This window comes from Massilia sp. 2TAF26, assembly GCF_052115005.1.
Classification (GTDB): Bacteria; Pseudomonadota; Gammaproteobacteria; order Burkholderiales; family Burkholderiaceae_D; genus Telluria.
Genome location: NZ_JBFRFV010000008.1, coordinates 26,136 through 47,804, shown reverse-complemented (window position 1 = coordinate 47,804; position 21,669 = coordinate 26,136). Strand labels below are relative to the sequence as shown.

The following is a 21,669-nucleotide window of genomic DNA, read 5'->3' as shown; positions in this document are numbered from 1 at the left end:
GCCATGGCTATTGAAGGCGTTTTAAACGAAGGTTTTGTTACCACCACAGCCGATAAGCTGATCAACTGGGCCCGTACCGGTTCGATGTGGCCGATGACGTTCGGTCTCGCATGCTGCGCGGTCGAAATGATGCACGCGGGCGCCGCCCGCTACGACCTCGACCGCTTCGGCGTCGTGTTCCGTCCGTCCCCGCGCCAGTCCGACGTGATGATCGTCGCCGGCACCCTGTGCAACAAGATGGCGCCGGCACTGCGCAAGGTCTACGACCAGATGGCCGAGCCGCGCTGGGTCATCTCGATGGGTTCCTGCGCCAACGGCGGCGGCTACTACCACTACTCCTATTCGGTCGTCCGCGGCTGCGACCGCATCGTGCCGGTCGACGTCTACGTCCCGGGCTGCCCCCCGACCGCTGAAGCTCTGCTGTACGGCATCATCCAGCTCCAGAACAAGATCAAGCGCACCAACACCATCGCGCGATAAAACCAAGCAGCTAACACCATGACGACAAAACTCGAAGTCCTTGAGCTCGCCCTGAAGAATGCGCTCGGCGAGCGCGCCGCCATTTCGTCGGCTCTCGGCGAAGTAACCGTGGTAGTCAAGGCCGCCGACTATCTTGCGGCGATGCAGACCCTGCGCGACGACAAATCGCTCGCGTTCGAAGAAATGATCGACCTCTGCGGCGTCGACTACCTGAACTATGGCGAAGGCACCTGGGATGGCCTGCGTTTCGCGGTGGTGGTGCACCTGCTGTCGATCGAGCACAACTGGCGCGTGCGCGTCCGCGTGTTCTGCCCGGACGACGAAATGCCCCTGGTCCAGTCGATCACCGGCATCTGGCGCAACGCCAACTGGTTCGAGCGCGAAGCGTTCGACCTGTACGGCATCCTGTTCGAAGGTCACGGCGACCTGCGCCGCATCCTGACCGACTATGGCTTCATCGGCCACCCGTTCCGCAAGGACTTCCCGATTTCGGGTTACGTCGAGATGCGCTACGACCCCGAGCAGAAGCGCGTGATCTACCAACCCGTGACGATCGAGCCGCGTGAAAACATTCCGCGCGTGATCCGCGAAGAAACCTACGGGATGAAATAATGGCTGAGCTTAAGAATTACACCCTGAACTTTGGTCCGCAGCACCCGGCAGCGCACGGCGTGCTGCGCCTCGTGCTGGAACTGGACGGCGAGGTCATCCAGCGCGCCGACCCGCACATCGGCCTGCTGCACCGCGGCACCGAGAAGCTGGCGGAAACCCGCACCTACCTGCAGTCGGTGCCGTACATGGACCGCCTCGACTACGTGTCGATGATGTGCAACGAGCACGGCTACGTGCTGGCGATCGAGAAGCTGCTGGGCGTCGAAGCCCCGATCCGCGCGCAGTACATCCGCACCATGTTCGACGAGATCACGCGCATCCTGAACCACCTGATGTGGCTGGGCGCGCACGCGCTGGACATCGGCGCCATGGGTCCTTTCCTGTACGCCTTCCGCGACCGCGAAGACCTGTTCGACGTCTATGAAGCGGTGTCGGGCGCGCGCATGCACGCGGCCTACTACCGCCCGGGCGGCGTGTACCGCGACCTGCCGGACGAAATGCCGAAGCACAAGCCGTCGCTGGTGCGCAACCAGCGCGCCGTGGACGAGCTGAACGAAATCCGCCAGGGTTCGGTGCTCGACTTCATCGAAGGCTTCACCAAGCGCTTCGACGGCTACGTCGACGAATACGAGACCCTGCTGACCGACAACCGTATCTGGAAACAGCGTACCGTCGGCATCGGCGTGGTGACCCCGGAAGACGCGAAGGGCATGGGCTTCTCGGGCCCGATGCTGCGCGGCTCGGGCATCGCCTGGGACCTGCGCAAGGTCCAGCCGTACGCCGCCTACGACAAGGTGGAGTTCGACGTCCCGGTCGGCACCAACGGCGACTCCTACGACCGCTACCTGGTCCGCATCGAAGAGCTGCGCCAGTCCAACCGCATCGTCAAGCAGTGCGTCGCCTGGCTGAAGGCGAACCCGGGTCCGGTCATGATCGACAATAACAAGATCGCGCCGCCGTCGCGCGTCGACATGAAGTCGAACATGGAATCGCTGATCCACCACTTCAAGCTGTTCTCGGAAGGCTTCCACGTGCCGCCGGGCGAGGTCTACACCGGCATCGAGCATCCGAAGGGCGAGTTCGGCATCTACATCGTGTCGGACGGCGCCAACAAGCCGTACCGCCTGAAGATCCGTACCCCGGACTATGTGCACCTGCAGAGCCTGGACGAAATGGCGCGCGGCCACATGATTGCCGACGCCGTGACCATCATCGGTACGCAGGACATCGTGTTCGGTTCGATTGACCGCTGATCCGGTCGATAAGGAAGAGAAAAAATGTTATCTGAGCAGTGCTTACAAAAAATTGACCGCGAGCTGGCGAAATACCCGGCCGACCAGCGTCAATCGGCCGTGATGGCCGCGCTGGCCCACGCACAAGTCGAAAAGGGGTGGCTGGCGCCGGAAACGATGCAGGAAATCGCCGACTACATCGGCATGCCCGCCATCGCCGTGCAGGAAGTCGCGACTTTCTACAACATGTACAACCTGAAGCCGGTCGGCAAGCACAAGATCACCGTGTGCACCAACCTGCCGTGCGCCCTGTCGGGCGGCGAGCGCGCCGGCCAGCGCATCAAGGATGCCCTGGGCATCGACTACCGCGGCACCACCGAAGACGGCCAGTTCACCCTGCTGGAAGGCGAGTGCATGGGCGCCTGCGGCGACGCACCCGTCATGCTGGTGAATAACCACCGCATGTGCTCGTTCATGAGCGACGAGAAGATCGACGCCCTGCTGGAGGAACTGAACAAATGACCAGCCTGCACGACCGCCACATCAATCCGCTGATCCTGAAGGATCTGAACGGCGACAACTGGCACCTGGCCGACTACGTCAAGCGTGGCGGCTACTCGGCCCTGCGCAAGATCCTGGAAGAAGGCATTCCGCCCGAGCAGATCATCGCCGACCTGAAGACCTCCGGCCTGCGCGGCCGCGGCGGCGCGGGTTTCCCGACCGGCCTGAAGTGGAGCTTCATGCCGCGCCAGTTCCCGGGCCAGAAATACCTCGTCTGCAACACCGACGAAGGCGAGCCGGGTACGTTCAAGGACCGCGACATCATCCGCTACAACCCGCACGCGCTGATCGAAGGCATGGCCATCGGCGCCTACGCGATGGGCATCACGGTGGGCTACAACTACATCCACGGCGAGATCTTCCAGGAATACCTGCGCTTCGAAGAGGCGCTGGAAGAGGCGCGCGCCGCCGGCTTCCTGGGCGATAACATCATGGGTTCGCAGTTCTCGTTCCAGTTGCACGCCCACCACGGCTACGGCGCCTACATCTGCGGCGAAGAAACCGCGCTGCTGGAGTCGCTGGAAGGCAAGAAGGGCCAGCCGCGCTTCAAGCCGCCGTTCCCGGCCTCGTTCGGCCTGTACGGCAAGCCGACCACCATCAACAACACCGAGACCTTTGCAGCCGTCCCGTTCATCCTGAACATGGGTCCGGAGAACTACATGGGCCTCGGCAAGCCGAACAACGGCGGCACCAAGATCTTCTCGATCTCGGGCGACGTCGAGCGTCCGGGCAACTACGAAGTCCCGCTGGGTACGCCGTTCGCCAAGCTGATGGAACTGGCTGGCGGTATGCGCGGCGGCAAGAAGATCAAGGCCGTCATCCCCGGCGGTTCGTCCGCTCCGGTGATCCGCGGCGACGTCATGATGGACACCGACCTGGACTACGACTCGATCGCCAAGGCCGGTTCGATGCTCGGTTCGGGCGCCGTGATCGTCATGGACGAGACCCGCTGCATGGTCAAGTCGCTGCTGCGCCTGTCCTACTTCTACTACGAGGAATCGTGCGGCCAGTGCACCCCGTGCCGTGAAGGCACCGGCTGGATGTACCGCATGGTCCACCGTATCGAGCACGGCCAGGGTCGTCCGGAAGACATGGATCTGCTGAACAACATCGCCTTCAACATCAAGGGCCGCACCATCTGCGCGCTGGGCGACGCCGCCGCGATGCCGGTGGAAGCGATGATCAAGAACTTCCGCGAGGAATTCGAATATCACATCGAGCACAAGCACTGCCTCGTGCCCGCATACCTTTAAACCAGGTCAGGTAACGATCAAATGGTTGAAATTGAATTAGACGGCAAGAAAGTAGAAGTCCCACCAGGTTCCATGGTGATGGACGCCGCGAACAAACTGGGAACCTATATCCCGCACTTCTGCTATCACAAGAAACTGTCGATCGCAGCGAACTGCCGCATGTGCCTGGTGGAAGTCGAGAAGGCGCCGAAGCCGATGCCGGCCTGCGCCACGCCGGTCTCGCCGGGCATGATCGTGCGCACCCACAGCGACAAGGCGGTGCAGGCACAGAAGTCCGTGATGGAATTCCTGCTGATTAACCACCCGCTGGATTGCCCGATCTGCGACCAGGGCGGCGAATGCCAGCTGCAGGACCTGGCCGTCGGCTACGGCAAGAGCGGCTCGCGCTACAGCGAAGAAAAGCGCGTCGTGACCCCGAAGGAAGCCGGTCCGCTGATCTCGATGGAAGAGATGAGCCGCTGCATCCAGTGCACCCGTTGCGTGCGCTTCGGCCAGGAAGTGGCCGGCGTCATGGAATTCGGCATGGTCGGCCGCGGCGAGCACTCGGAGATCACCACCTTCGTCGGCAAGACCGTCGACTCCGAAGTGTCGGGCAACATGATCGACCTGTGCCCGGTCGGCGCGCTGACCTCCAAGCCTTTCCGCTACTCGGCACGTCCGTGGGAACTGCAGCGCCGCCGTTCGGTGTCGCCGCACGACTCGCTGGGCACCAACCTGATCGTCCAGGTCAAGGGCGGCAAGGTGATGCGCGTGCTGCCGCTGGAAAACGAGAACATCAACGAGTGCTGGCTGTCGGACAAGGACCGCTTCGCCTACGAATCGCTGGACAACGCCGAGCGCCTGGTCAACCCGATGATCAAGCAGGACGGCAAGTGGATCGACACCGACTGGCAGACCGCCCTCGAGTACGTCGCCCACGGCCTGCGTAACATCCGTCACGAGCATGGCGCCGACAGCATCGCCGCCGTCGCGACCCCGCACTCGACCGTCGAAGAACTGTTCCTGCTGCAGAAAGCCATGCGCGGCTTCGGCATCGAGAACGTCGACTTCCGCCTGCGCCAGAGCGACTTCGCGCTGGACGGCACGGTGGTCCCGCACCTGGGCATGCCGATCGCCGAACTGTCGACGCTCAAGCGCGTGCTGGTCGTCGGTTCCTTCCTGCGCAAGGACCACCCGCTGGCCGCGACCCGCCTGCGCGCCGCCGTCAAGTCGGGCGCCAAGCTGACGATCGTCCACGGTTCGGACGACGACAACCTGATCCCGACCAACGGCCGCATCATCGCCGCACCAACGGACTGGCTGGCTGCGCTGTCGGAGATCGCCGTCGCCGTCGCCGCCGCCAAGGGCATCCAAGCCCCGGCCGGTTTCGAAGGCATCGAAGTGTCGGCCGCGGTGAAGGCCATCGCCGCGACCCTGGTGGTCGAGAACGCCGCAGACCTGCCGGGCGCCGTCCTGCTGGGTAACGCCGCCATGCAGCATCCGGAAGCCTCGAAGCTGCACGCTTGTGCCCAGTGGATCGCCGAGCAGACCGGCGCCAAGTTCGGTTACTTCGTCGACGCCGCCAACACCGTCGGCGGCTACCTGGTCAACGCCACGTCGAAGAACGCCGCGAACCTGTTCGCCCAGCCGAAGAAAGCCTATGTGCTGCTGAACGCCGAGCCGGAACTGGACGCCGCCAACCCGCAGCAAGCCATCAAGGCACTGCAGGGCGCCGAGATGGTCGTCGCGATGTCGGCCTTCAAGCACGGCATGGACTACGCCGACGTGCTGCTGCCGATCTCGCCGTTCAGCGAGACCGCCGGCACCTTCGTCAACTGCGAAGGCCGCGCACAGAGCTTCAACGGCACCGTCAAGCCGCTGGGCGAGACCCGTCCGGCCTGGAAAGTGCTGCGCGTGCTGGGTAACCTGCTGGGCCTGTCGGGCTTCGACTACGAGAACTCGGAGTCGATCCGCGACGAAGCGCTGGGCGGCAAGGACGTCGACCTGTCGGCCAGGCTGAACAACGTCGCCAGGCTGGCGCCGGTGTCGGCCAAGTATGCCGACGTCAAGGACGGCGAGCTGAAGCTGGAGCGCCTGGCCGACGTGCCGATCTACTTCGCCGACGCCATCGCGCGCCGTTCGGAACCGCTGCTGCGCACCGCCGACGCCCAGGCGCCGCTGGCCACCATCTCGGCCAAGCTGGCCGAAGTGCTGGGCGTGCAGGCCGGCGACATGGTCACCGTGCAGCAAGGGGAGGGCAGTGCGACCCTGGTCGCCGCCGTCGACGCGCGCCTGCCGGCGAACGTCGTGCGCGTGGCCGCGGCTCACCAGCTGACCTCGTCGCTGGGCGCCATGTTCGGTCCGATTTCGATTGAAAAGGCTTAATAAAAATGTCGATGCCTGACGTACTCAATAGTTTTTACGCTGGCGGCGAACACCTGGTGGGTCCGACCGTCTGGACCTTTGCCTGGACGCTGCTGAAAATCGTCTGCGTCCTGCTGCCGCTGATGGGCCTGGTGGCCTATCTGGTGCTGTGGGAGCGCAAGCTGATCGGCTGGATCCACATCCGCGTGGGTCCGAACCGCGTGGGCCCGCTGGGCCTGCTGCAGCCGATCGCCGACGCGCTCAAGCTGCTGCTCAAGGAAATCGTGGTGCCGGCCAAGGCCACCCCGAGCCTGTTCATCATCGGCCCGATCATGACCATCATGCCGGCTCTGGCCGCATGGGCCGTCATTCCCTTCGGTCCGGAAGCGGCGCTGGCCAACGTCAACGCCGGCCTGCTGCTGCTGCTGGCCATCACCTCGATGGAGGTGTACGGCATCATCATCGCCGGCTGGGCCTCGAACTCGAAGTACTCCTTCATGGGTGCGATGCGCGCTTCGGCACAGATGATCTCCTACGAAATCCCGATGGGCTTCGTGATGGTCGTGATCCTGATGGTGTCGGGTTCGCTGAACTTCTCCGACATCGTCGGCGCCCAGACCCGCGGCCACTTCGCCAGCATGGGCCTGAGCTTCCTGTCGTGGAACTGGCTGCCGCTGCTGCCGCTGTTCGTGATCTACATTACCTCCGGCCTGGCCGAATGTAACCGCCACCCCTTCGACGTGGTGGAAGGCGAATCGGAAATCGTGGCCGGCCACATGGTCGAGTACTCGGGCATGTCCTACGCGATGTTCATGCTGGCGGAATACGCCAACATGATCCTGGTGGCCACGCTGGCGTCGATCATGTTCCTGGGCGGCTGGGCGGCACCGTTCTCCTTCCTGGAATTCGGCGCGCTGGGCGGCTTCTTCTGGCTGTTCGCGAAAGCCTTCCTAGTCGTGTCGCTGTTCGTGTGGGTGCGCGGTACCTTCCCGCGTTACCGCTATGACCAGATCATGCGCCTGGGCTGGAAGGTGTTCATCCCCCTGACCCTGGTGTGGCTGGTCCTGGTCGCCGGCGTCATGCAGACGTCGTGGAACCCCTGGAAGTAAAGAGGCGCAAGAAATGACTCGAGTAAAAGACTTTTTCGGCAGCTTGATGCTGTCCGAACTGATCAAGGGCCTGGCGCTGACCGGAAAATACGCGTTCTCGCGCAAGATCACGGTGCAGTACCCGGAAGAAAAGACCCCGATCTCGCCGCGATTCCGCGGCCTGCACGCGCTGCGCCGCTACCCCAACGGGGAAGAGCGCTGCATCGCCTGCAAGCTGTGCGAAGCGGTGTGCCCGGCAATGGCGATCACGATCGAATCGGCGCAGCGCGAAGACGGCACCCGCCGCACCACGCGCTACGACATCGACCTGACCAAGTGCATCTTCTGCGGCTTCTGCGAAGAATCCTGCCCGGTCGATTCGATCGTCGAAACCCAGGTGCTGGAATACCACGGCGAAAAGCGTGGCGACCTGTACTACACCAAGGAAATGCTCCTGGCCGTGGGTGACCGCTACGAGAACGACATCGCCGCCGCACGTGCCGCTGATGCCAAATATCGTTAATCGCGCTAATAACAAGAGGGCTCCTGCGTAAGTCATGGAATTCACAACTGTTCTTTTCTACGTGTTCTCGGCGATCATGGTCATCGCCGGGTTGCGCGTCATTACCGCCAAGAACCCGGTTCACGCCGCGCTGTTCCTGGTGCTCGCGTTCTTCAACGCTGCCGGCATCTGGATGCTGCTGAAGGCCGAGTTCCTGGCCATCGTGCTGGTGCTGGTCTACGTCGGCGCCGTCATGGTGCTGTTCCTGTTCGTCGTGATGATGCTCGACATTAACGTCGACCGCATGCGCGAAGGCTTCTGGGGCTACCTGCCCCTGGCCTCGGGCATCGGCGCGCTGGTCGTGCTGGAGATGGCGGCCGTCCTGTGGCGCGGCTTCCTGGGCACTTCGGAAGCGCCGGCTGAAAGCGCCGTCGGCCACATCGGCGGCACCAAGGAATTGGGCAAGCTGATCTATACCCAGTACATCTACGGTTTCGAGATCGCCGGCCTGATCCTGCTGGTCGCGATCATCGCCGCCGTGGCGCTGACCCTGCGCAAGCGCAAGGACACCAAGGCCATCGACCCGGCCCTGGCCGTCAGCGTCAAGCGTAACGACCGTCTGCGCATCATCAAGATGCAGACGGTGAACCAGAAGGCGATCGATGCAGCCGCAGTGGCCGCCGCAGAAGCCAAGAAGGAGGCTCCATGACTCTGTCGCTCGCTCACTACCTGATCCTCGGCGCGATCCTGTTCGCGATCTCGGTGGTCGGTATTTTCCTGAACCGGAAGAACATCATCATCCTGCTGATGGCCATCGAACTGATGCTGCTGGCAGTGAACCTGAACTTCGTCGCCTTCTCGCATTATCTGGGAGACGCGGCAGGCCAGATCTTCGTGTTCTTCATCCTGACTGTCGCGGCCGCCGAATCGGCGATCGGCCTGGCGATCCTGGTGGTCCTGTTCCGTAACCTGGACACGATCAACGTGGAAGACCTCGACAGCCTGAAGGGCTAAGCGGTTTGGTCTGTGAACTCCTCGATAAACAAGACATAAGGCTATAGAAAATGACGGGGCCAATTAACCCTAACCTCTTGCTGGCGGTGCCACTCGCACCGCTCGCGGGCTCGGCGATCGCCGGCCTGCTGGGCACCAAGTTCTTCGGGAACGTGGTCGGTCGCAAGGTGTCGCATACCGCGACCATCGCCGGCGTGTTCATCGCCATGGTCATCTCGATCATGACCCTGATGGACGTGCTCGGCGGCGCGACCTTTAACGGCGACGTCTACACCTGGATGACCATCGGCAGCATGAAGATGACGGTCGGTTTCCAAATCGACGCGCTGTCGGCAATGATGATGTGCGTGGTGACCTCGGTGTCGCTGATGGTCCACATCTACACGATCGGCTACATGGCCGAGGACGAAGGCTACAACCGCTTCTTCTCGTACATCTCGCTGTTCACCTTCTCGATGCTGATGCTGGTCATGTCGAACAACTTCCTGCAGCTGTTCTTCGGCTGGGAAGCGGTGGGCCTGGTCTCGTATCTGCTGATCGGCTTCTGGTACACCCGTCCGACCGCCATCTTCGCGAACATGAAGGCCTTCCTGGTCAACCGCGTCGGTGACTTCGGCTTCATCCTCGGCATCGGCCTGCTGCTGGCCGCCACCGGCACCATGAACTACGGCGAAACCTTCGCCAAGGCCCACGACCTGGCCGGCATGACCGTGCCCGGCCTCGGCTGGCCGCTGCTGACCGCCGCCTGCATCTGCCTGTTCATCGGCGCGATGGGCAAGTCGGCGCAGTTCCCGCTGCACGTCTGGCTGCCGGACTCGATGGAAGGCCCGACCCCGATCTCGGCGCTGATCCACGCCGCCACCATGGTTACCGCCGGTATCTTCATGGTGTCGCGCATGTCGCCGCTGTTCGAGCTGTCGGACACCGCGCTGTCCTTCATCATCGTCATCGGTTCGATCACCGCGCTGTTCATGGGCTTCCTGGGCATCATTCAAAATGACATCAAGCGCGTTGTTGCTTATTCCACGCTTTCCCAGCTGGGCTACATGACCGTCGCCTTGGGCGTGTCGGCCTATAACGTGGCCGTGTTCCACCTGATGACCCACGCCTTCTTCAAGGCCCTGCTGTTCCTCGGCGCCGGTTCGGTCATCATCGGCATGCACCACGACCAGGACATGCGCAACATGGGCGGCCTGCGCAAGTACATGCCGATCACCTGGATCACCTCGCTGCTCGGTTCGCTGGCCCTGATCGGTACCCCGTTCTTCGCCGGTTTCTATTCGAAGGACTCGATCATCGAGGCCGTGCACGAGTCCCACCTGTGGGGTTCGGGCTTCGCCTACTTCGCGGTCATCGCCGGCGTGTTCATCACCGCCTTCTACTCCTTCCGCATGTACTTCCTGGTGTTCCACGGCGAAGAACGTTTCGGCAAGGCCCATGCGCATGACCACCATGACGACCATGCGCATCATGCAAGCAACCAGGGCGACGAGGGCAAGGACCCGACCGCCCTGCACGAAGCCACCGCCCACCACGAAGAGGACGAGGACGACGATCACGGCCACCACGGCCTGGCCCCGGGCCAGAAGCCGCACGAGTCGCCGCTGGTGGTGACCCTGCCGCTGATCCTGCTGGCGATCCCGTCGGTCATCATCGGTTTCTTCGCGATCAAGCCGATGCTGTACGGCGGCTTCTTCGACAAGGTCATCACGATCAACGCCGAGCGTCACCCGGCGATGGAAAAGCTGGCCGAAGAATTCCACGGCCCGCTGCAGATGGCCCTGCACGGCTTCACCGCGCTGCCGTTCTGGCTGGCACTGGCCGGCGTCGTTGCCGCCTACTACTGCTACATGATCAATCCGCGCGTACCGGCCTGGTTCTACAACAAGCTGCGCCCGCTCCACACCCTGCTGGACAACAAGTACTACATGGACAAGTTCAACGAGGTGGTGTTCGCCGGTGGCGCCCGCGGCGTGGGCAAGGCCTTGTGGCAGGTGGGTGACCGCGTGCTGATCGACGGCCTGGTCGTCAACGGTTCCGCCAAGCTGGTGGGCTGGTTCTCGACCGTCGTCCGCACGTTCCAGACTGGTTATATCTACCACTACGCGTTCGTGATGATCCTGGGCGTGCTGGGTACGCTGCTGTACTTCTTCCCGTTCTGGCGCGCTTAAACAGAGAGAAAAACAAGATGCAGTCCACGATTTCCACATTTCCTCCGTACCTGAGCCTGTCGGTCTGGCTACCGATCATCTTCGGCATGATCGTGCTGGCCGTCGGCCGTGACAGCAAGGCGGGCTTCACCCGCGTGCTGTCGCTGATCGGCGCGGTGGTCAGCTTCCTGCCGACCATCCCGCTGATGTCGAGCTTCAGCAATACCGCCCACGGTCCCCAGTTCGTCGAGAAGGCGGCCTGGATCGAGCGCTTCAACATCCATTACTACCTGGGTATCGACGGCCTGAGCCTCTGGTTCGTGCCGCTGACTGCCTTCATCACCATCATCGTCGTCATCTCCGCATGGCAGGTGATCGAGGAACGCGTGGCCCAGTACATGGGTTCCTTCCTGATGCTGTCGGGCCTGATGATCGGCGTGTTCGTCTCGCTGGACGGCCTGCTGTTCTACTTCTTCTTTGAAGCCACCCTGATCCCGATGTACATCATCATCGGCGTGTTCGGCGGCCCGAACCGTGTGTACGCGGCATTCAAGTTCTTCCTGTACACCTTCATGGGTTCGCTGCTGACCCTGATCGCGATCATCTACCTGTACAACAAGTCGGGCGGTTCGTTCGACATCCTGGCATGGCACCAGTTACCGCTGGACATGAAGGAACAGGTCCTGATCTTCCTGGCCTTCCTGATGGCCTTCGCCGTCAAGGTGCCGATGTTCCCGGTCCACACCTGGCTGCCCGACGCCCACGTGGAAGCGCCGACCGGCGGTTCCGTGGTGCTGGCCGCGATCATGCTGAAGCTGGGCGGCTACGGCTTCCTGCGGTTCTCGCTGCCGATCGCACCGGACGCCTCGCACTACCTGGCGCCCCTGATCATCGTGCTGTCGCTGACCGCCGTGATCTACATCGGCCTGGTCGCCATGGTCCAGAAGGACATGAAGAAGCTGGTCGCTTACTCGTCGATCGCCCACATGGGCTTCGTCACCCTCGGCTTCTTCATCTTCAACGAGATCGGCGTGCAGGGCGGTATCGTGCAGATGATCTCGCACGGCTTCGTGTCGGGCGCCATGTTCCTGTGCATCGGCGTGCTGTACGACCGCATGCACTCGCGTGAAATCGCCGACTACGGCGGCGTCGTGAACCGCATGCCGAAGTTCGCCGCTTTCTCGGTCCTGTTCGCGATGGCCAACTGCGGCCTGCCGGCGACCTCGGGCTTCGTGGGCGAATTCATGGTCATCCTGGGCGCCGTGAAGTTCAACTTCTGGACCGGCCTGCTGGCCGCCACCGCCCTGATCCTGGGCGCAGCCTACTCGCTGTGGATGGTCAAGCGCGTCGTGTTCGGCAAGATCGGCAACAAGCATGTGGCCGAACTGACCGACCTGAACGGCCGTGAGTTCTTCATGCTGGGCGTGCTCGCGATCCTGACCATCTACATGGGCCTGTATCCGGCGCCGTTCACCGATTCGCTGCAAGTGTCGGTGGCCGACCTGCTGCAGCACGTCTCGGTCAGCAAGCTGCCGCCGTTGCACTAAGCAGGAAACTACAACGATATGAATCCGATGATTAACAACACTGTATCGGTGGCGTCCATCAACATGGCGCCGCTCGCCGCGGAAATCTTCCTGGTGATTGCCGCCTGTGCGATCCTCCTGATCGACATGTTCCTGAAGGAAGGGAAGCGCAACCTGACCTATATCCTGTCGCTGCTCACCCTGGTGGGCTGCGCGGCGATCACCTGGACCGACTTCAGCGCCGGCACCACGACCTACACCTTCTTCAACATGTTCGTGTCGGATCCGATGGCGAACCTGCTGAAGCTGTTCACCTACCTGGCCGTCGGCATCACCCTGGTGTACTCGCGCCAGTACACCGGCGACCGCGGCATGATGTCCGGTAACATGGGCGGCGAGTTCTACGTGCTCGCGCTGTTCACCATGCTGGGCCAGATGATCATGATCTCCGGCAACAACATGCTGCCGATCTACCTGGGCCTGGAAATGATGTCGCTGTCGCTGTACGCCCTGGTGGCACTGCGCCGCGACCATGCGACCTCGACCGAAGCCGCGATGAAGTACTTCATCCTGGGTTCGCTGGCCTCGGGCTTCATGCTCTACGGTATCTCGATGGTCTACGGTGCCACCGGTTCGCTGGACATCACCACCATCGCCAAGCTGACCGCCGCCGGCGCCGCCAACCACACCATCCTGGTGTTCGGCCTGGTCTTCATCGTTGCCGGCATGGCCTTCAAGCTGGGCGCCGTTCCCTTCCACATGTGGGTGCCGGACGTCTACCAGGGCTCGCCGACCGCCGTGACCCTGCTGCTGGGCGCCGCGCCGAAGCTGGCCTCGTTCGCGATGATGATCCGTATCCTGGTCGAAGGCCTGCTGCCGATGGCGGTCGACTGGCAGCAGATGCTGCTGGTGCTGGCCGTGCTGTCGCTGGCCGTGGGTAACCTGACCGCGATCGCCCAGACCAACATCAAGCGCATGCTGGCCTACTCGACCATCGCCCAGCTCGGCTTCGTGCTGCTGGCCATGATGGCCGGCGTCACCGGCGGCAAGGATGCGGTCAACGCCGCCAACGCGGCCCCGGCCTACAGCGCCGCCATGTACTACAGCATCACCTACGTGCTGACCACCCTGGGCAGCTTCGGCCTGGTGATGATGCTGGCGCGCTCGGGCTTCGAAGCGGAAGAAATCGCCGACTTCAAGGGCCTGGCCAAGCGCAGCCCGTGGTACGCCGTCATCATGACCCTGCTGATGTTCTCGCTGGCCGGCGTGCCGCCGATGATGGGCTTCATGGCCAAGTGGGCAGTCCTGCAGTCGGTCGTGGCCACGGGCCAGTACTGGCTGGCGATCGTCGCGGTGATGTTCTCGCTGATCGGCGCCTTCTACTACCTGCGCGTCGTCAAGACCATCTGGTTCGACGAGGTGGTGGATGCTTCGCCGATCTCGACCCCGCTCGACATGCGCGTGGCCCTGTCGCTGAACGGCGTGCTGGTGGTGCTGCTGGGCGTGATGCCGAACGGCCTGCTGAGCGCCTGCCTCAACGCCATGACCCAGACCCTGGGTTCGTAAGCGCCTGTGGACCTGTCCCTGGCAACCTGGTTGGTGATCGCGGTCGCGATCGCGTTCGCCAACCTGCCTTTCCTGAACGAGAGCGTGTTCGGCTTCATTCCCCTGAAGCCCGCGCAGGGCAGGGCGCACACGAAGTTCTTCGTCGTGCGCCTTCTCGAGTTGTTTGTCTTATACTTCGTCGTCGGCGGACTCGCCCATGTGCTGGAATCCCGGATCGGCAATACCTTTCCGCAAACCTGGGAATTCTATGCAATCTCGGCCTGCATGTTCGTCGTGCTGGCGTTTCCGGGTTTCGTGCTGAGATACCTGCGCAAGCGCCGGCATTGAGCACCCGCGTCCATGGCGCCGGTGCTGTTGAAAACCTACGCATCACCGGAGCATCAACCATGGATTCCCACCTGAGAGAAACCCGCATCGATGGCGAGCTCGCCTACGATGGCCACTTCCTCAAAGTCTCCCGCGACCGCATCAGGCTGCCCGACGGCTCGGAAAGCAAGCGCGAGTTCATCCGCCATCCCGGCGCCGTCGTGATCCTGCCGTTGCTGGCCGACGGCCGCGTGCTGCTGGAGCGCCAGTACCGCTACCCGAACGACCGCGTCTTCATCGAATTCCCGGCCGGGAAGATCGACCCGGGCGAACTTCCTCTGGCCACCGCCAGGCGCGAACTCGAAGAAGAGACCGGTTATACGGCCACCGAGTGGAACTTCGTCTGCACCATCCACAACGCGATCGCCTATTCCGACGAGCACCTCGAGATCTTCCTGGCGCGCGGCCTGAGCGCGGGCGAGGCCAAGCTGGACGAGGGCGAATTCCTCGAACTCTTCACCGCCACCATTCCCGAGCTGCTCGAGATGGTGCGCAAGGGCGAGATCACGGACGTGAAAACCATCATCGGTACCTTCTGGCTGGAGAAGTACGCCGCCGGCACCTGGACACCTTCCTGAGATGGCGAGACTGGCGCCGTGCCTGCCGCTGTGCCTGCCGTTGCTGATCCTGTTCGCGGCCGCCGACGCGGCGGCGCGCACGCCTTTCGAGGCGCGCTGCGAAGCCCGGCAACTGGGGCTGGACAGCGAAGTGCGGCGCCCCGGCGTCAGCGTCGAGGCCCACGACAACGGCTACCGCGTCGACAGCAGCCTGTCCTACCGCAGCCTCACCCGGATCAAGCCGGAACGCGTGGGCGACTACGTGCTGGGCCTGACCCGCGCCGAGTCGCGGGTGGCGATCAGCGTCGAGGGCGCCATCGTCAGCGACCCGGATACCGGCGAGGAATGCCTGCTGCCCCAGGTCGGCGTGAGCCTGTCCTATCTGCCGATCGTGATCTATGTGGGCAGCGAGTTCGCCCCGGGCACTTGTGCATATCGCGAGATACTTGCGCACGAGATGCGCCATCTCAAGGCCTACGTCGATTACCTGCCGAAAGTGGAAAGCAGGGTGCGCGAGGCGCTGGGGCGGCGTTTCGACGGCCGTCCCGTGTATGCCTTGCACGGCCAGGCCCTGGCCCGCGTGCAGGCCGAACTGGACGGGCGCTGGATGCCCTTCATCAAGCGCGAAATGGGCAAGGCCAGGGCGCTGCAGGCAGGTATCGACAGTCCGCGCGAGTACGCGCGTCTCAGCAAAGTTTGCCAAGGTGAGGTACAGTCTCTTATTGGATCGACAAGACGATCGCCTTCATCAACAAGCTCATAAATGAATCAAGCACCACGTTACTTTGCCTTAATTCCTGCCGCGGGCGTCGGTGCCCGCATGGGCGCGGGCAGCCCCAAGCAGTACATCAAGATCGGCGGCAAGCCGATGCTGCGGCATACCCTCGACGCCTTCCTGTCGAGCGACCTGATCGCCCACACCTTCGTCGTGGTGAGCCCGGACGACCCCTGCATCGACGCGGTGGCCCCGAGCCATGGCGTGACCGTCCTGCGCTGCGGCGGCGCGAGCCGCATGGAATCGGTGCGCAACGGGCTGGCCGTGCTGGCCAACACCCTGGCGCCGACCGACTGGGTGCTGGTGCATGACGCCGCCCGCCCGGGACTGACCGCCGAGCTGATCGAGAAGCTGATCACGGCTACCGGCGACCACCCGGTCGGCGGCCTGCTGGGCCTGCCGGTGGTCGACACCGTCAAGCGCTGCATCGAAGGCGAAGCCTGCGGCACCATTCCGCGCAACGGCCTGTGGCTGGCGCAGACCCCGCAGATGTTCCGTTTCCAGCTGCTGCGCGAAGCGCTGACGGCGGCTACCGACCCGAATACGATTACCGATGACGCCAGTGCGGTTGAAGCGCTGGGATTGACCCCCAAGTTGGTCGAAGGGCATCCCCGCAACCTGAAAGTGACGCTGCCGGACGATATCCGGATTGCCGAGCTGTACCTGGCAGTGTCCCAACCTGAACTCGTGTGAACACCATGGCTCTTGCATCGTATAACCCAACTCCGCCGTTCCGTATCGGGACCGGCTATGACTGCCACGCCCTGGTCGAGGGGCGCAAGCTGATCGTCGGCGGCGTCACCATCCCGCATCGCCTTGGCCTGCTGGGCCATTCGGATGCCGACGTGCTGCTGCACGCCATCATCGATTCCCTGCTGGGCGCCGCCGCCCTCGGCGACATCGGCAAGCACTTCCCGGACACCGATCCGATGTTCGCCGGCGCCGACTCGCGCACCCTGCTGCGCGAAGTGGCCTCGCGCGTGCTCGCCACCGGCTATACCATCGGCAACATCGACGCCACCATCATCGCCCAGCAGCCGAAGATGGCGCCGCACATCCCGCAGATGGTCTCGCGCATCGCCGAGGACCTGGGCGTTTCGCCGCAGCAGGTCAACATCAAGGCCAAGACCAACGAGAAGCTCGGCTTCCTGGGGCGGGAAGAGGGGATGGCGGCGCAGGCTACGGCTTTGTTGGTCAAGGTCTGACTCGTCGCTTTCGCGCACCCCTGCGTCGTCCCCGCGCAGGCGGGGACCCAAGTTTGCCGGCGTTTCGATAGCTCAAGCAGAACATGGGCCCCCCGCCTTCGCGGGGGCGACGGTTTTGGGGCATCCCTCTGCAGCTTCCCGCACTCCATGCGACACTGTCGAACACAAACGACAACAAGGGAGCCAAGATGACCAGCCAGACCCCGATGACGCCACGCGCCGCGTGGCTGCTCATCCTGTCCGCCAGTGCGATCCTGATGATCACGATGGCGGCGCGCCTGACCACCGGTCTCTTCCTTTCCCCGATCAACACCTCCACCGGCCTCGGCGTCGCCTCGATCAGCCTGGCGATGGCGGTCGGCCAGTTCATGTGGGGCGCTTCGCAGCCGATCTTCGGCGCCGTGGCCGACAAGTGGGGCCCGGCGCGCGTGATCGTGCTGGGCGGCGTGATGCTGGCCGCGGGCCTGGCCGCCACGCCTTTCGTGTCATCGCAGTGGGGATTGATGCTGACCCTGGGCGTGCTGTCGGCGGCCGGGGCGGGGGCCGGCAGTTTCTCGATCCTGATCGGCGCCACCGCCCAGCGCCTGCCGCCCGAGCGCCGGCCCTTCGCCGCCGGCTTCATCAATGCGGGCGGCTCCTTCGGCCAGTTCGTGTTCTCGCCGCTGGTGCAGCTCGTGATCCAGGCCAGCGGATGGGTCGTGGCGATGTTCGCGCTGGCCGCCACCACCTTGCTGACCATTCCGCTGGCCGCCCTCGTACGCGGGCGCGCGCCGGCGCCGGGCGCAAAAGCCGGCGCCGCCGTCGACGAGTATTCGCTGGGCCGCCAGGTGCGCGAAGCCATGCGCGACAAGAGCTACCTCTGCCTGCACGCCGGCTTCTTCACCTGCGGCTTCCACATCGCCTTCCTGGTCACCCACCTGCCGGGCGAGGTCGCCCTGTGCGGCCTGCCGGCCGGCGTGTCCGCCACCGCGCTGGGTCTGATCGGCCTGTTCAACATCGCCGGCTCGCTGGTTGCCGGGGCGCTCGGCCAGCGCTACCGCATGAAGTGGCTGCTGGCCGCGATCTATGGCGGACGTGCCGTCATCATCGGCCTCTACCTGCTGGCGCCGAAGACCGCGCTGACCTTCTACCTGTTCGCGGCGGCGCTCGGCTTCTCGTGGCTGGCGACGGTGCCGCCGACGGCCGGCCTGGTCGGCAAGTTGTTCGGCATGCGCTACCTGTCGACCCTGTTCGGCCTGACCCTGCTGTCGCACCAGATCGGCGGCTTCTTCGGCGCGTGGCTGGGCGGACTGGCCTTCGTGAAGTTCGGCGATTATTCCTGGATGTGGTACGCCGACATCCTGCTGGCGCTGGCCGCCGCCCTGGTCAACCTGCCGATCCGCGAGGCGGCCGTGCACAGCGCCGCCGCAGCGGCGGCGGCGAAAGCCTGAGATGGCGCGCGATCCCTGGGCCTACCGCGAGGTTGCGGTCGAATCGGTGATGGACCCGCGCACCGGGATGCCGCACATCCGGCCGATGGCGGGACAGGCCTACGCGACCTCGATGCGCGTGCATTGCTCGCGCGCGCTGCGCGACCCGGAACTGTACCCGCTCGGGACCCGCTTCCTGATCCGCGCCAAGCTGACCGACCGGATGGGCGGGGCGCCTTACCTGTACGCCCACCATGGCGATCCGGTGAAGGTGCTGACGGCGCGCGAAACCGAGTCCTTCCTTGACGAATATCGCCGCCGGCGGATTTGACTTCGAAAAAACCTGAATATATCTCAAGATTTCTTCGGTTTTAGTTTTGGGTGGAAGGCAGTAGTCTGTTGTCTCCACTATTCGAGGAGTTTCACAATGCGTTCCTATCCCACCGACAGTCCCAAGGCAATTTCCAGGCTGCTGGCGCTGACCATGATCGTCGACGGCCACCTGGCGCCCTCGGAACTGAAGGCCATGCACCGCTCGGGCATCCTGCAGCAGGTGGGCATCGCCGAGGACGATTTCGACGACGTGGTGCGCGACCTCTGCGAAGACCTGCTCGCGACCGCCGCCCGGCGCTGCAGCCAGGAAGTCGAGATCGACGTCCACCTGCTCGATGCCCTGCTGGGCGAACTCCAGGACACGACCTTGCGCATGGCGGTCATGAAGGCCATGCTCGACATCGTCCATGCGGACAGCGTGCTGGATACCCGCGAGACCTTGCTGATCGAGCGCGCGTTCAAGGTGTGGTCGGTGCCGCGCCTGCATGCCGCGTAAGCTAGTTACCGCGAAGGGCAAGCAATTTTCCTTTTGCATTATTCGAAAGGGCATAAGGACAGGACTTGAGCAGTATGCGGATCCGTTCGACACACCGGTCGGAAGTGCTGCCCTGCGATAATTGATAAACGCTGTCCCCTAATGCCAGCTCACCGGGAAGCTTCTCGGCTTTCTGAAGCTGCTGGAGCGCATCCATCTGGTCGAGCGTGCCCTGGAGCGCACAGGCATTCAATCCCGAGATCCGGAATTCGTTGAAATTGGCGGGTCGGCGCTCCTCGGCAAGCCCACGGTCTTTCCAGTAAACGCCAACGACGTGACCGCCCCGATGAAAAATCGCTACACTTGAAGTACTGACATCCATCCCGCAACCTCGAAAGGAATTTCATGGCAACGCGTAAGATCGCAGTTCTCGTCGGCAGCCTGCGCAAGGAATCGTTCACCCGCAAGCTCGCCAAAAGCCTGATGCTGGTAGCCCCGCCCACGCTGGAGCTGGAAATCGTCAACATCGCCCAGCTTCCGATGTACAACCAGGATGACGAGACCGACACGCCGCCGCCGCGCTGGACCGAGTTCCGCGACCGCATCCGCGAGGCCGACGGCGTGCTGTTCTGCACGCCCGAGTACAACCGTTCGCTGCCCGGGGTGCTCAAGAACGCCATCGACGTCGGCTCGCGCCCCTACGGCAAGGCGGCCTGGAACGGCAAGCCCTGCGCCGTGGTCAGCAATTCGCCGGGCGCAATGGGCGGCTTCGGCGCCAACCACGCCTTGCGCCAGTCCCTGGTCTTCCTCAACATGCCCTGCATGCAGCAGCCGGAGGCCTATATCGGCGGCATCGGCAACAAGTTCGACGGCGACAAGCTCACCGACGAATCGCTGCACGGCTTCCTGCAGCAGTTCATGGAATGCTTCGCCACCTGGGTCGAACGCCATGCCGACTGACATGGGGACCTGCGGCGCGGTCAGGATCCGCGAGATCGACCACATCTGCTTCCGCGTCGAGCCCTTCGACGAAGCCGCGATCCGCGCCCACCTGGCGGCGCACGGGGTCGAGGCCGGCCCCGTCGAATCGCGCTTCGGCGCCGAGGGCGAAGGGCCCTCGATCTACCTGCAAGACCCGGAAGGGAACATGATCGAGCTGAAGGGGCCGGCCACAAAGTGACGCCGGAACCGCGCGCCGACAAGCCCTACGTTTCGCAGGTTCCGGACTCCTACGGCAAGCCGCCGTCCGGCCTGCGGCGGCGCATGTTCGACGTCATCTTCGAGGCCGACACCCCGGCCGGGCGCCGCTTCGACATCGGACTGGTCTTCGCGATCATGCTCAGCATCCTGGTCGTGGTGCTGGACAGCGTGCCCGGCCTGCACCGCGAGTACGGCGAAACGCTGAACGTGGTCGAGTGGACCTTCACCCTGCTGTTCAGCGTCGAATACCTGGCGCGCCTCGCCTGCGTGCAGCGGCCCTGGCGCTATGCGGCCGGGTTCTACGGCGTGATCGACCTGTTGGCCGTGCTGCCGACCTATTTCTCGCTGCTGCTGCCGGGCAGCAATCTCTTCCTCGACATCCGCATCCTGCGCCTGCTGCGCGTCTTCCGCATCTTCAAGCTGACGCTCTACATCGAGGAGTACACGCGCCTGGGCGAGGCGCTGTCCGCCAGCCGCCGCAAGATCCTGGTCTTCCTGTCGGTGGTGCTGATGGCTATCCTGATCCTCGGCACCGTCATGTACGTGGTCGAGGGGCCGAAGAACGGCTATACCAGCATCCCGGTCGCGATGTACTGGGCCACCGTGACCATGACCACGGTCGGCTACGGCGACATCACGCCGCATACCCAACTGGGCAAGGCGATCGCTTCCTTCATGATGCTGCTGGGCTGGGGCATCCTGGCGGTGCCGACCGGCATCGTGACGGCCGAAATCTCGGCGCGACGCGGCGACCGCAGGGTCGGGCCGGCACGTCTGCTGGCGACGCGCAAATGCGAGGCCTGCGGCAGTCGTGGCCACGAAGCGGGCGCCCGTTTCTGCAAGGATTGCGGCAGGGAGTTGCCGGCGTCCAAGCCCCAGGCGGGGCCGGGTTCGTCCTCCTGAATTCAAGTCCGGCACGTTTAATCTAGATCAAACTCGTGTACAGCCGCGTCTTTAGTCTTCTAGCTTCATGCCACGGACATGCGGCGGTGCAGCAAAACCGCCGCCGTGGCCTTTCAGAT

At 63.7% G+C, this 21,669-nt stretch carries 24 protein-coding genes and 1 pseudogene; 24 read left to right on the top strand and 1 reads right to left on the bottom strand.

Features of this window, described 5'->3' with window-relative positions:
• Positions 1 to 3: 3 nt before the first annotated feature.
• The 21 genes from AB4Z32_RS10495 to AB4Z32_RS10395 all read left to right on the top strand — a co-directional run bounded on the left by AB4Z32_RS10495 (position 4) and on the right by AB4Z32_RS10395 (position 19,468).
• On the top strand, positions 4 to 480 hold the full coding sequence (locus AB4Z32_RS10495; RefSeq protein ID WP_135190173.1) for a NuoB/complex I 20 kDa subunit family protein: 477 nt from the start codon (positions 4 to 6) through the stop codon (positions 478 to 480).
• An 18-nt stretch (positions 481 to 498) separates the two neighbouring features.
• A complete protein-coding gene (locus AB4Z32_RS10490) occupies positions 499 to 1,092 on the top strand; it encodes an NADH-quinone oxidoreductase subunit C (RefSeq protein ID WP_442121791.1) in 594 nt (197 codons plus the stop codon).
• Positions 1,092 to 2,345 carry an NADH-quinone oxidoreductase subunit D gene (locus AB4Z32_RS10485; RefSeq protein WP_442121790.1) on the top strand — a complete coding sequence of 418 codons (1,254 nt, stop codon included), beginning with the start codon at positions 1,092 to 1,094 and terminating at the stop codon, positions 2,343 to 2,345. Before AB4Z32_RS10490 ends, AB4Z32_RS10485 begins: the two co-directional genes overlap by 1 nt.
• Before the next feature lie 24 nt (positions 2,346 to 2,369).
• A complete protein-coding gene (gene nuoE, locus AB4Z32_RS10480; protein WP_442121789.1) occupies positions 2,370 to 2,846 on the top strand; it encodes an NADH-quinone oxidoreductase subunit NuoE in 477 nt (158 codons plus the stop codon).
• The gene (nuoF, locus tag AB4Z32_RS10475; RefSeq protein ID WP_442121788.1) at positions 2,843 to 4,138 is read left to right on the top strand and encodes an NADH-quinone oxidoreductase subunit NuoF; all 1,296 of its coding nucleotides are present in this window, start codon (positions 2,843 to 2,845) and stop codon (positions 4,136 to 4,138) included. The genes nuoE and nuoF overlap by 4 nt, the downstream gene beginning before the upstream one ends.
• A gap of 21 nt (positions 4,139 to 4,159) precedes the next feature.
• A complete protein-coding gene (gene nuoG, locus AB4Z32_RS10470) occupies positions 4,160 to 6,502 on the top strand; it encodes an NADH-quinone oxidoreductase subunit NuoG (RefSeq protein ID WP_442121787.1) in 2,343 nt (780 codons plus the stop codon).
• A 5-nt stretch (positions 6,503 to 6,507) separates the two neighbouring features.
• A complete protein-coding gene (nuoH, locus tag AB4Z32_RS10465) occupies positions 6,508 to 7,590 on the top strand; it encodes an NADH-quinone oxidoreductase subunit NuoH (RefSeq protein ID WP_442121786.1) in 1,083 nt (360 codons plus the stop codon).
• Between the two features lie 13 nt (positions 7,591 to 7,603).
• Positions 7,604 to 8,092, top strand: a complete 489-nt coding sequence (gene nuoI / locus AB4Z32_RS10460) for an NADH-quinone oxidoreductase subunit NuoI (RefSeq protein WP_442121785.1) — start codon at positions 7,604 to 7,606, stop codon at positions 8,090 to 8,092.
• A 34-nt stretch (positions 8,093 to 8,126) separates the two neighbouring features.
• A complete protein-coding gene (locus AB4Z32_RS10455) occupies positions 8,127 to 8,780 on the top strand; it encodes an NADH-quinone oxidoreductase subunit J (protein WP_442121784.1) in 654 nt (217 codons plus the stop codon).
• Positions 8,777 to 9,085 (top strand): NADH-quinone oxidoreductase subunit NuoK, encoded by a 309-nt coding sequence (gene nuoK / locus AB4Z32_RS10450; RefSeq protein ID WP_036168632.1) that lies wholly within the window; start codon positions 8,777 to 8,779, stop codon positions 9,083 to 9,085. Before AB4Z32_RS10455 ends, nuoK begins: the two co-directional genes overlap by 4 nt.
• Positions 9,086 to 9,135: 50 nt before the next feature.
• Positions 9,136 to 11,256: an NADH-quinone oxidoreductase subunit L gene (gene nuoL / locus AB4Z32_RS10445; protein WP_442121783.1), complete on the top strand. Its 2,121-nt coding sequence runs from the start codon at positions 9,136 to 9,138 to the stop codon at positions 11,254 to 11,256.
• Between the two features lie 17 nt (positions 11,257 to 11,273).
• Positions 11,274 to 12,782, top strand: coding sequence for an NADH-quinone oxidoreductase subunit M (locus AB4Z32_RS10440; RefSeq protein ID WP_442121782.1), 1,509 nt, complete (start codon positions 11,274 to 11,276; stop codon positions 12,780 to 12,782).
• An 18-nt stretch (positions 12,783 to 12,800) separates the two neighbouring features.
• Positions 12,801 to 14,327, top strand: coding sequence for an NADH-quinone oxidoreductase subunit NuoN (gene nuoN / locus AB4Z32_RS10435; RefSeq protein ID WP_442121781.1), 1,527 nt, complete (start codon positions 12,801 to 12,803; stop codon positions 14,325 to 14,327).
• Positions 14,328 to 14,333: 6 nt separating this feature from the next.
• Positions 14,334 to 14,654: a DUF2818 family protein gene (locus AB4Z32_RS10430; protein ID WP_442121780.1), complete on the top strand. Its 321-nt coding sequence runs from the start codon at positions 14,334 to 14,336 to the stop codon at positions 14,652 to 14,654.
• A gap of 59 nt (positions 14,655 to 14,713) precedes the next feature.
• A complete protein-coding gene (locus AB4Z32_RS10425; RefSeq protein WP_442121779.1) occupies positions 14,714 to 15,271 on the top strand; it encodes an NUDIX domain-containing protein in 558 nt (185 codons plus the stop codon).
• 1 nt (position 15,272) lies between these two features.
• Positions 15,273 to 16,013: a hypothetical protein gene (locus AB4Z32_RS10420; protein WP_442121778.1), complete on the top strand. Its 741-nt coding sequence runs from the start codon at positions 15,273 to 15,275 to the stop codon at positions 16,011 to 16,013.
• Complete coding sequence (gene ispD, locus AB4Z32_RS10415; protein WP_442121777.1) at positions 16,014 to 16,718, top strand: 2-C-methyl-D-erythritol 4-phosphate cytidylyltransferase; 705 nt, start codon at positions 16,014 to 16,016, stop codon at positions 16,716 to 16,718.
• Between the two features lie 5 nt (positions 16,719 to 16,723).
• Complete coding sequence (gene ispF / locus AB4Z32_RS10410) at positions 16,724 to 17,230, top strand: 2-C-methyl-D-erythritol 2,4-cyclodiphosphate synthase (protein WP_442121776.1); 507 nt, start codon at positions 16,724 to 16,726, stop codon at positions 17,228 to 17,230.
• Positions 17,231 to 17,418: 188 nt separating this feature from the next.
• Positions 17,419 to 18,660 carry an MFS transporter gene (locus AB4Z32_RS10405; protein WP_442121775.1) on the top strand — a complete coding sequence of 414 codons (1,242 nt, stop codon included), beginning with the start codon at positions 17,419 to 17,421 and terminating at the stop codon, positions 18,658 to 18,660.
• A 1-nt stretch (position 18,661) separates the two neighbouring features.
• A complete protein-coding gene (locus AB4Z32_RS10400; protein WP_442121774.1) occupies positions 18,662 to 18,970 on the top strand; it encodes a hypothetical protein in 309 nt (102 codons plus the stop codon).
• A gap of 96 nt (positions 18,971 to 19,066) precedes the next feature.
• Positions 19,067 to 19,468 (top strand): TerB family tellurite resistance protein, encoded by a 402-nt coding sequence (locus AB4Z32_RS10395; RefSeq protein ID WP_442121773.1) that lies wholly within the window; start codon positions 19,067 to 19,069, stop codon positions 19,466 to 19,468.
• A 1-nt stretch (position 19,469) separates the two neighbouring features.
• Here AB4Z32_RS10395 and AB4Z32_RS10390 read toward each other — a convergent pair whose 3' ends face one another.
• The gene (locus AB4Z32_RS10390) at positions 19,470 to 19,829 is read right to left on the bottom strand and encodes a hypothetical protein (RefSeq protein ID WP_442121772.1); all 360 of its coding nucleotides are present in this window, start codon (positions 19,827 to 19,829) and stop codon (positions 19,470 to 19,472) included.
• 23 nt (positions 19,830 to 19,852) lie between these two features.
• On the opposite strand from AB4Z32_RS10390, the gene AB4Z32_RS10385 reads away from it, so the two are divergent.
• The 3 genes and pseudogenes from AB4Z32_RS10385 (at position 19,853) to AB4Z32_RS10375 (ending at position 21,550) form a co-directional block, all read left to right on the top strand.
• Positions 19,853 to 20,407: an NADPH-dependent FMN reductase gene (locus AB4Z32_RS10385; RefSeq protein WP_442121771.1), complete on the top strand. Its 555-nt coding sequence runs from the start codon at positions 19,853 to 19,855 to the stop codon at positions 20,405 to 20,407.
• 28 nt (positions 20,408 to 20,435) lie between these two features.
• A pseudogene (locus AB4Z32_RS10380) lies at positions 20,436 to 20,627 on the top strand (VOC family protein); the annotation flags it as partial.
• Between the two features lie 83 nt (positions 20,628 to 20,710).
• Complete coding sequence (locus tag AB4Z32_RS10375; RefSeq protein WP_442121968.1) at positions 20,711 to 21,550, top strand: ion transporter; 840 nt, start codon at positions 20,711 to 20,713, stop codon at positions 21,548 to 21,550.
• Positions 21,551 to 21,669 lie beyond the last annotated feature (119 nt).

Coding starts and splice junctions, on each gene's coding strand:
- AB4Z32_RS10390 (WP_442121772.1), bottom strand. CDS start 19,829: ATGGATGTCAGTACTTCAAGTGTAGCGATTTTTCATCGGGGCGGTCAC.
- nuoG (WP_442121787.1), top strand. CDS start 4,160: ATGGTTGAAATTGAATTAGACGGCAAGAAAGTAGAAGTCCCACCAGGT.
- AB4Z32_RS10425 (WP_442121779.1), top strand. CDS start 14,714: ATGGATTCCCACCTGAGAGAAACCCGCATCGATGGCGAGCTCGCCTAC.
- nuoE (WP_442121789.1), top strand. CDS start 2,370: ATGTTATCTGAGCAGTGCTTACAAAAAATTGACCGCGAGCTGGCGAAA.
- AB4Z32_RS10485 (WP_442121790.1), top strand. CDS start 1,092: ATGGCTGAGCTTAAGAATTACACCCTGAACTTTGGTCCGCAGCACCCG.
- nuoF (WP_442121788.1), top strand. CDS start 2,843: ATGACCAGCCTGCACGACCGCCACATCAATCCGCTGATCCTGAAGGAT.
- ispF (WP_442121776.1), top strand. CDS start 16,724: ATGGCTCTTGCATCGTATAACCCAACTCCGCCGTTCCGTATCGGGACC.
- AB4Z32_RS10455 (WP_442121784.1), top strand. CDS start 8,127: ATGGAATTCACAACTGTTCTTTTCTACGTGTTCTCGGCGATCATGGTC.
- nuoN (WP_442121781.1), top strand. CDS start 12,801: ATGAATCCGATGATTAACAACACTGTATCGGTGGCGTCCATCAACATG.
- AB4Z32_RS10490 (WP_442121791.1), top strand. CDS start 499: ATGACGACAAAACTCGAAGTCCTTGAGCTCGCCCTGAAGAATGCGCTC.
- AB4Z32_RS10420 (WP_442121778.1), top strand. CDS start 15,273: ATGGCGAGACTGGCGCCGTGCCTGCCGCTGTGCCTGCCGTTGCTGATC.
- AB4Z32_RS10495 (WP_135190173.1), top strand. CDS start 4: ATGGCTATTGAAGGCGTTTTAAACGAAGGTTTTGTTACCACCACAGCC.
- AB4Z32_RS10395 (WP_442121773.1), top strand. CDS start 19,067: ATGCGTTCCTATCCCACCGACAGTCCCAAGGCAATTTCCAGGCTGCTG.
- ispD (WP_442121777.1), top strand. CDS start 16,014: ATGAATCAAGCACCACGTTACTTTGCCTTAATTCCTGCCGCGGGCGTC.
- AB4Z32_RS10385 (WP_442121771.1), top strand. CDS start 19,853: ATGGCAACGCGTAAGATCGCAGTTCTCGTCGGCAGCCTGCGCAAGGAA.
- AB4Z32_RS10440 (WP_442121782.1), top strand. CDS start 11,274: ATGCAGTCCACGATTTCCACATTTCCTCCGTACCTGAGCCTGTCGGTC.
- AB4Z32_RS10400 (WP_442121774.1), top strand. CDS start 18,662: ATGGCGCGCGATCCCTGGGCCTACCGCGAGGTTGCGGTCGAATCGGTG.
- nuoH (WP_442121786.1), top strand. CDS start 6,508: ATGTCGATGCCTGACGTACTCAATAGTTTTTACGCTGGCGGCGAACAC.
- AB4Z32_RS10405 (WP_442121775.1), top strand. CDS start 17,419: ATGACCAGCCAGACCCCGATGACGCCACGCGCCGCGTGGCTGCTCATC.
- nuoL (WP_442121783.1), top strand. CDS start 9,136: ATGACGGGGCCAATTAACCCTAACCTCTTGCTGGCGGTGCCACTCGCA.
- nuoI (WP_442121785.1), top strand. CDS start 7,604: ATGACTCGAGTAAAAGACTTTTTCGGCAGCTTGATGCTGTCCGAACTG.
- nuoK (WP_036168632.1), top strand. CDS start 8,777: ATGACTCTGTCGCTCGCTCACTACCTGATCCTCGGCGCGATCCTGTTC.
- AB4Z32_RS10375 (WP_442121968.1), top strand. CDS start 20,711: ATGTTCGACGTCATCTTCGAGGCCGACACCCCGGCCGGGCGCCGCTTC.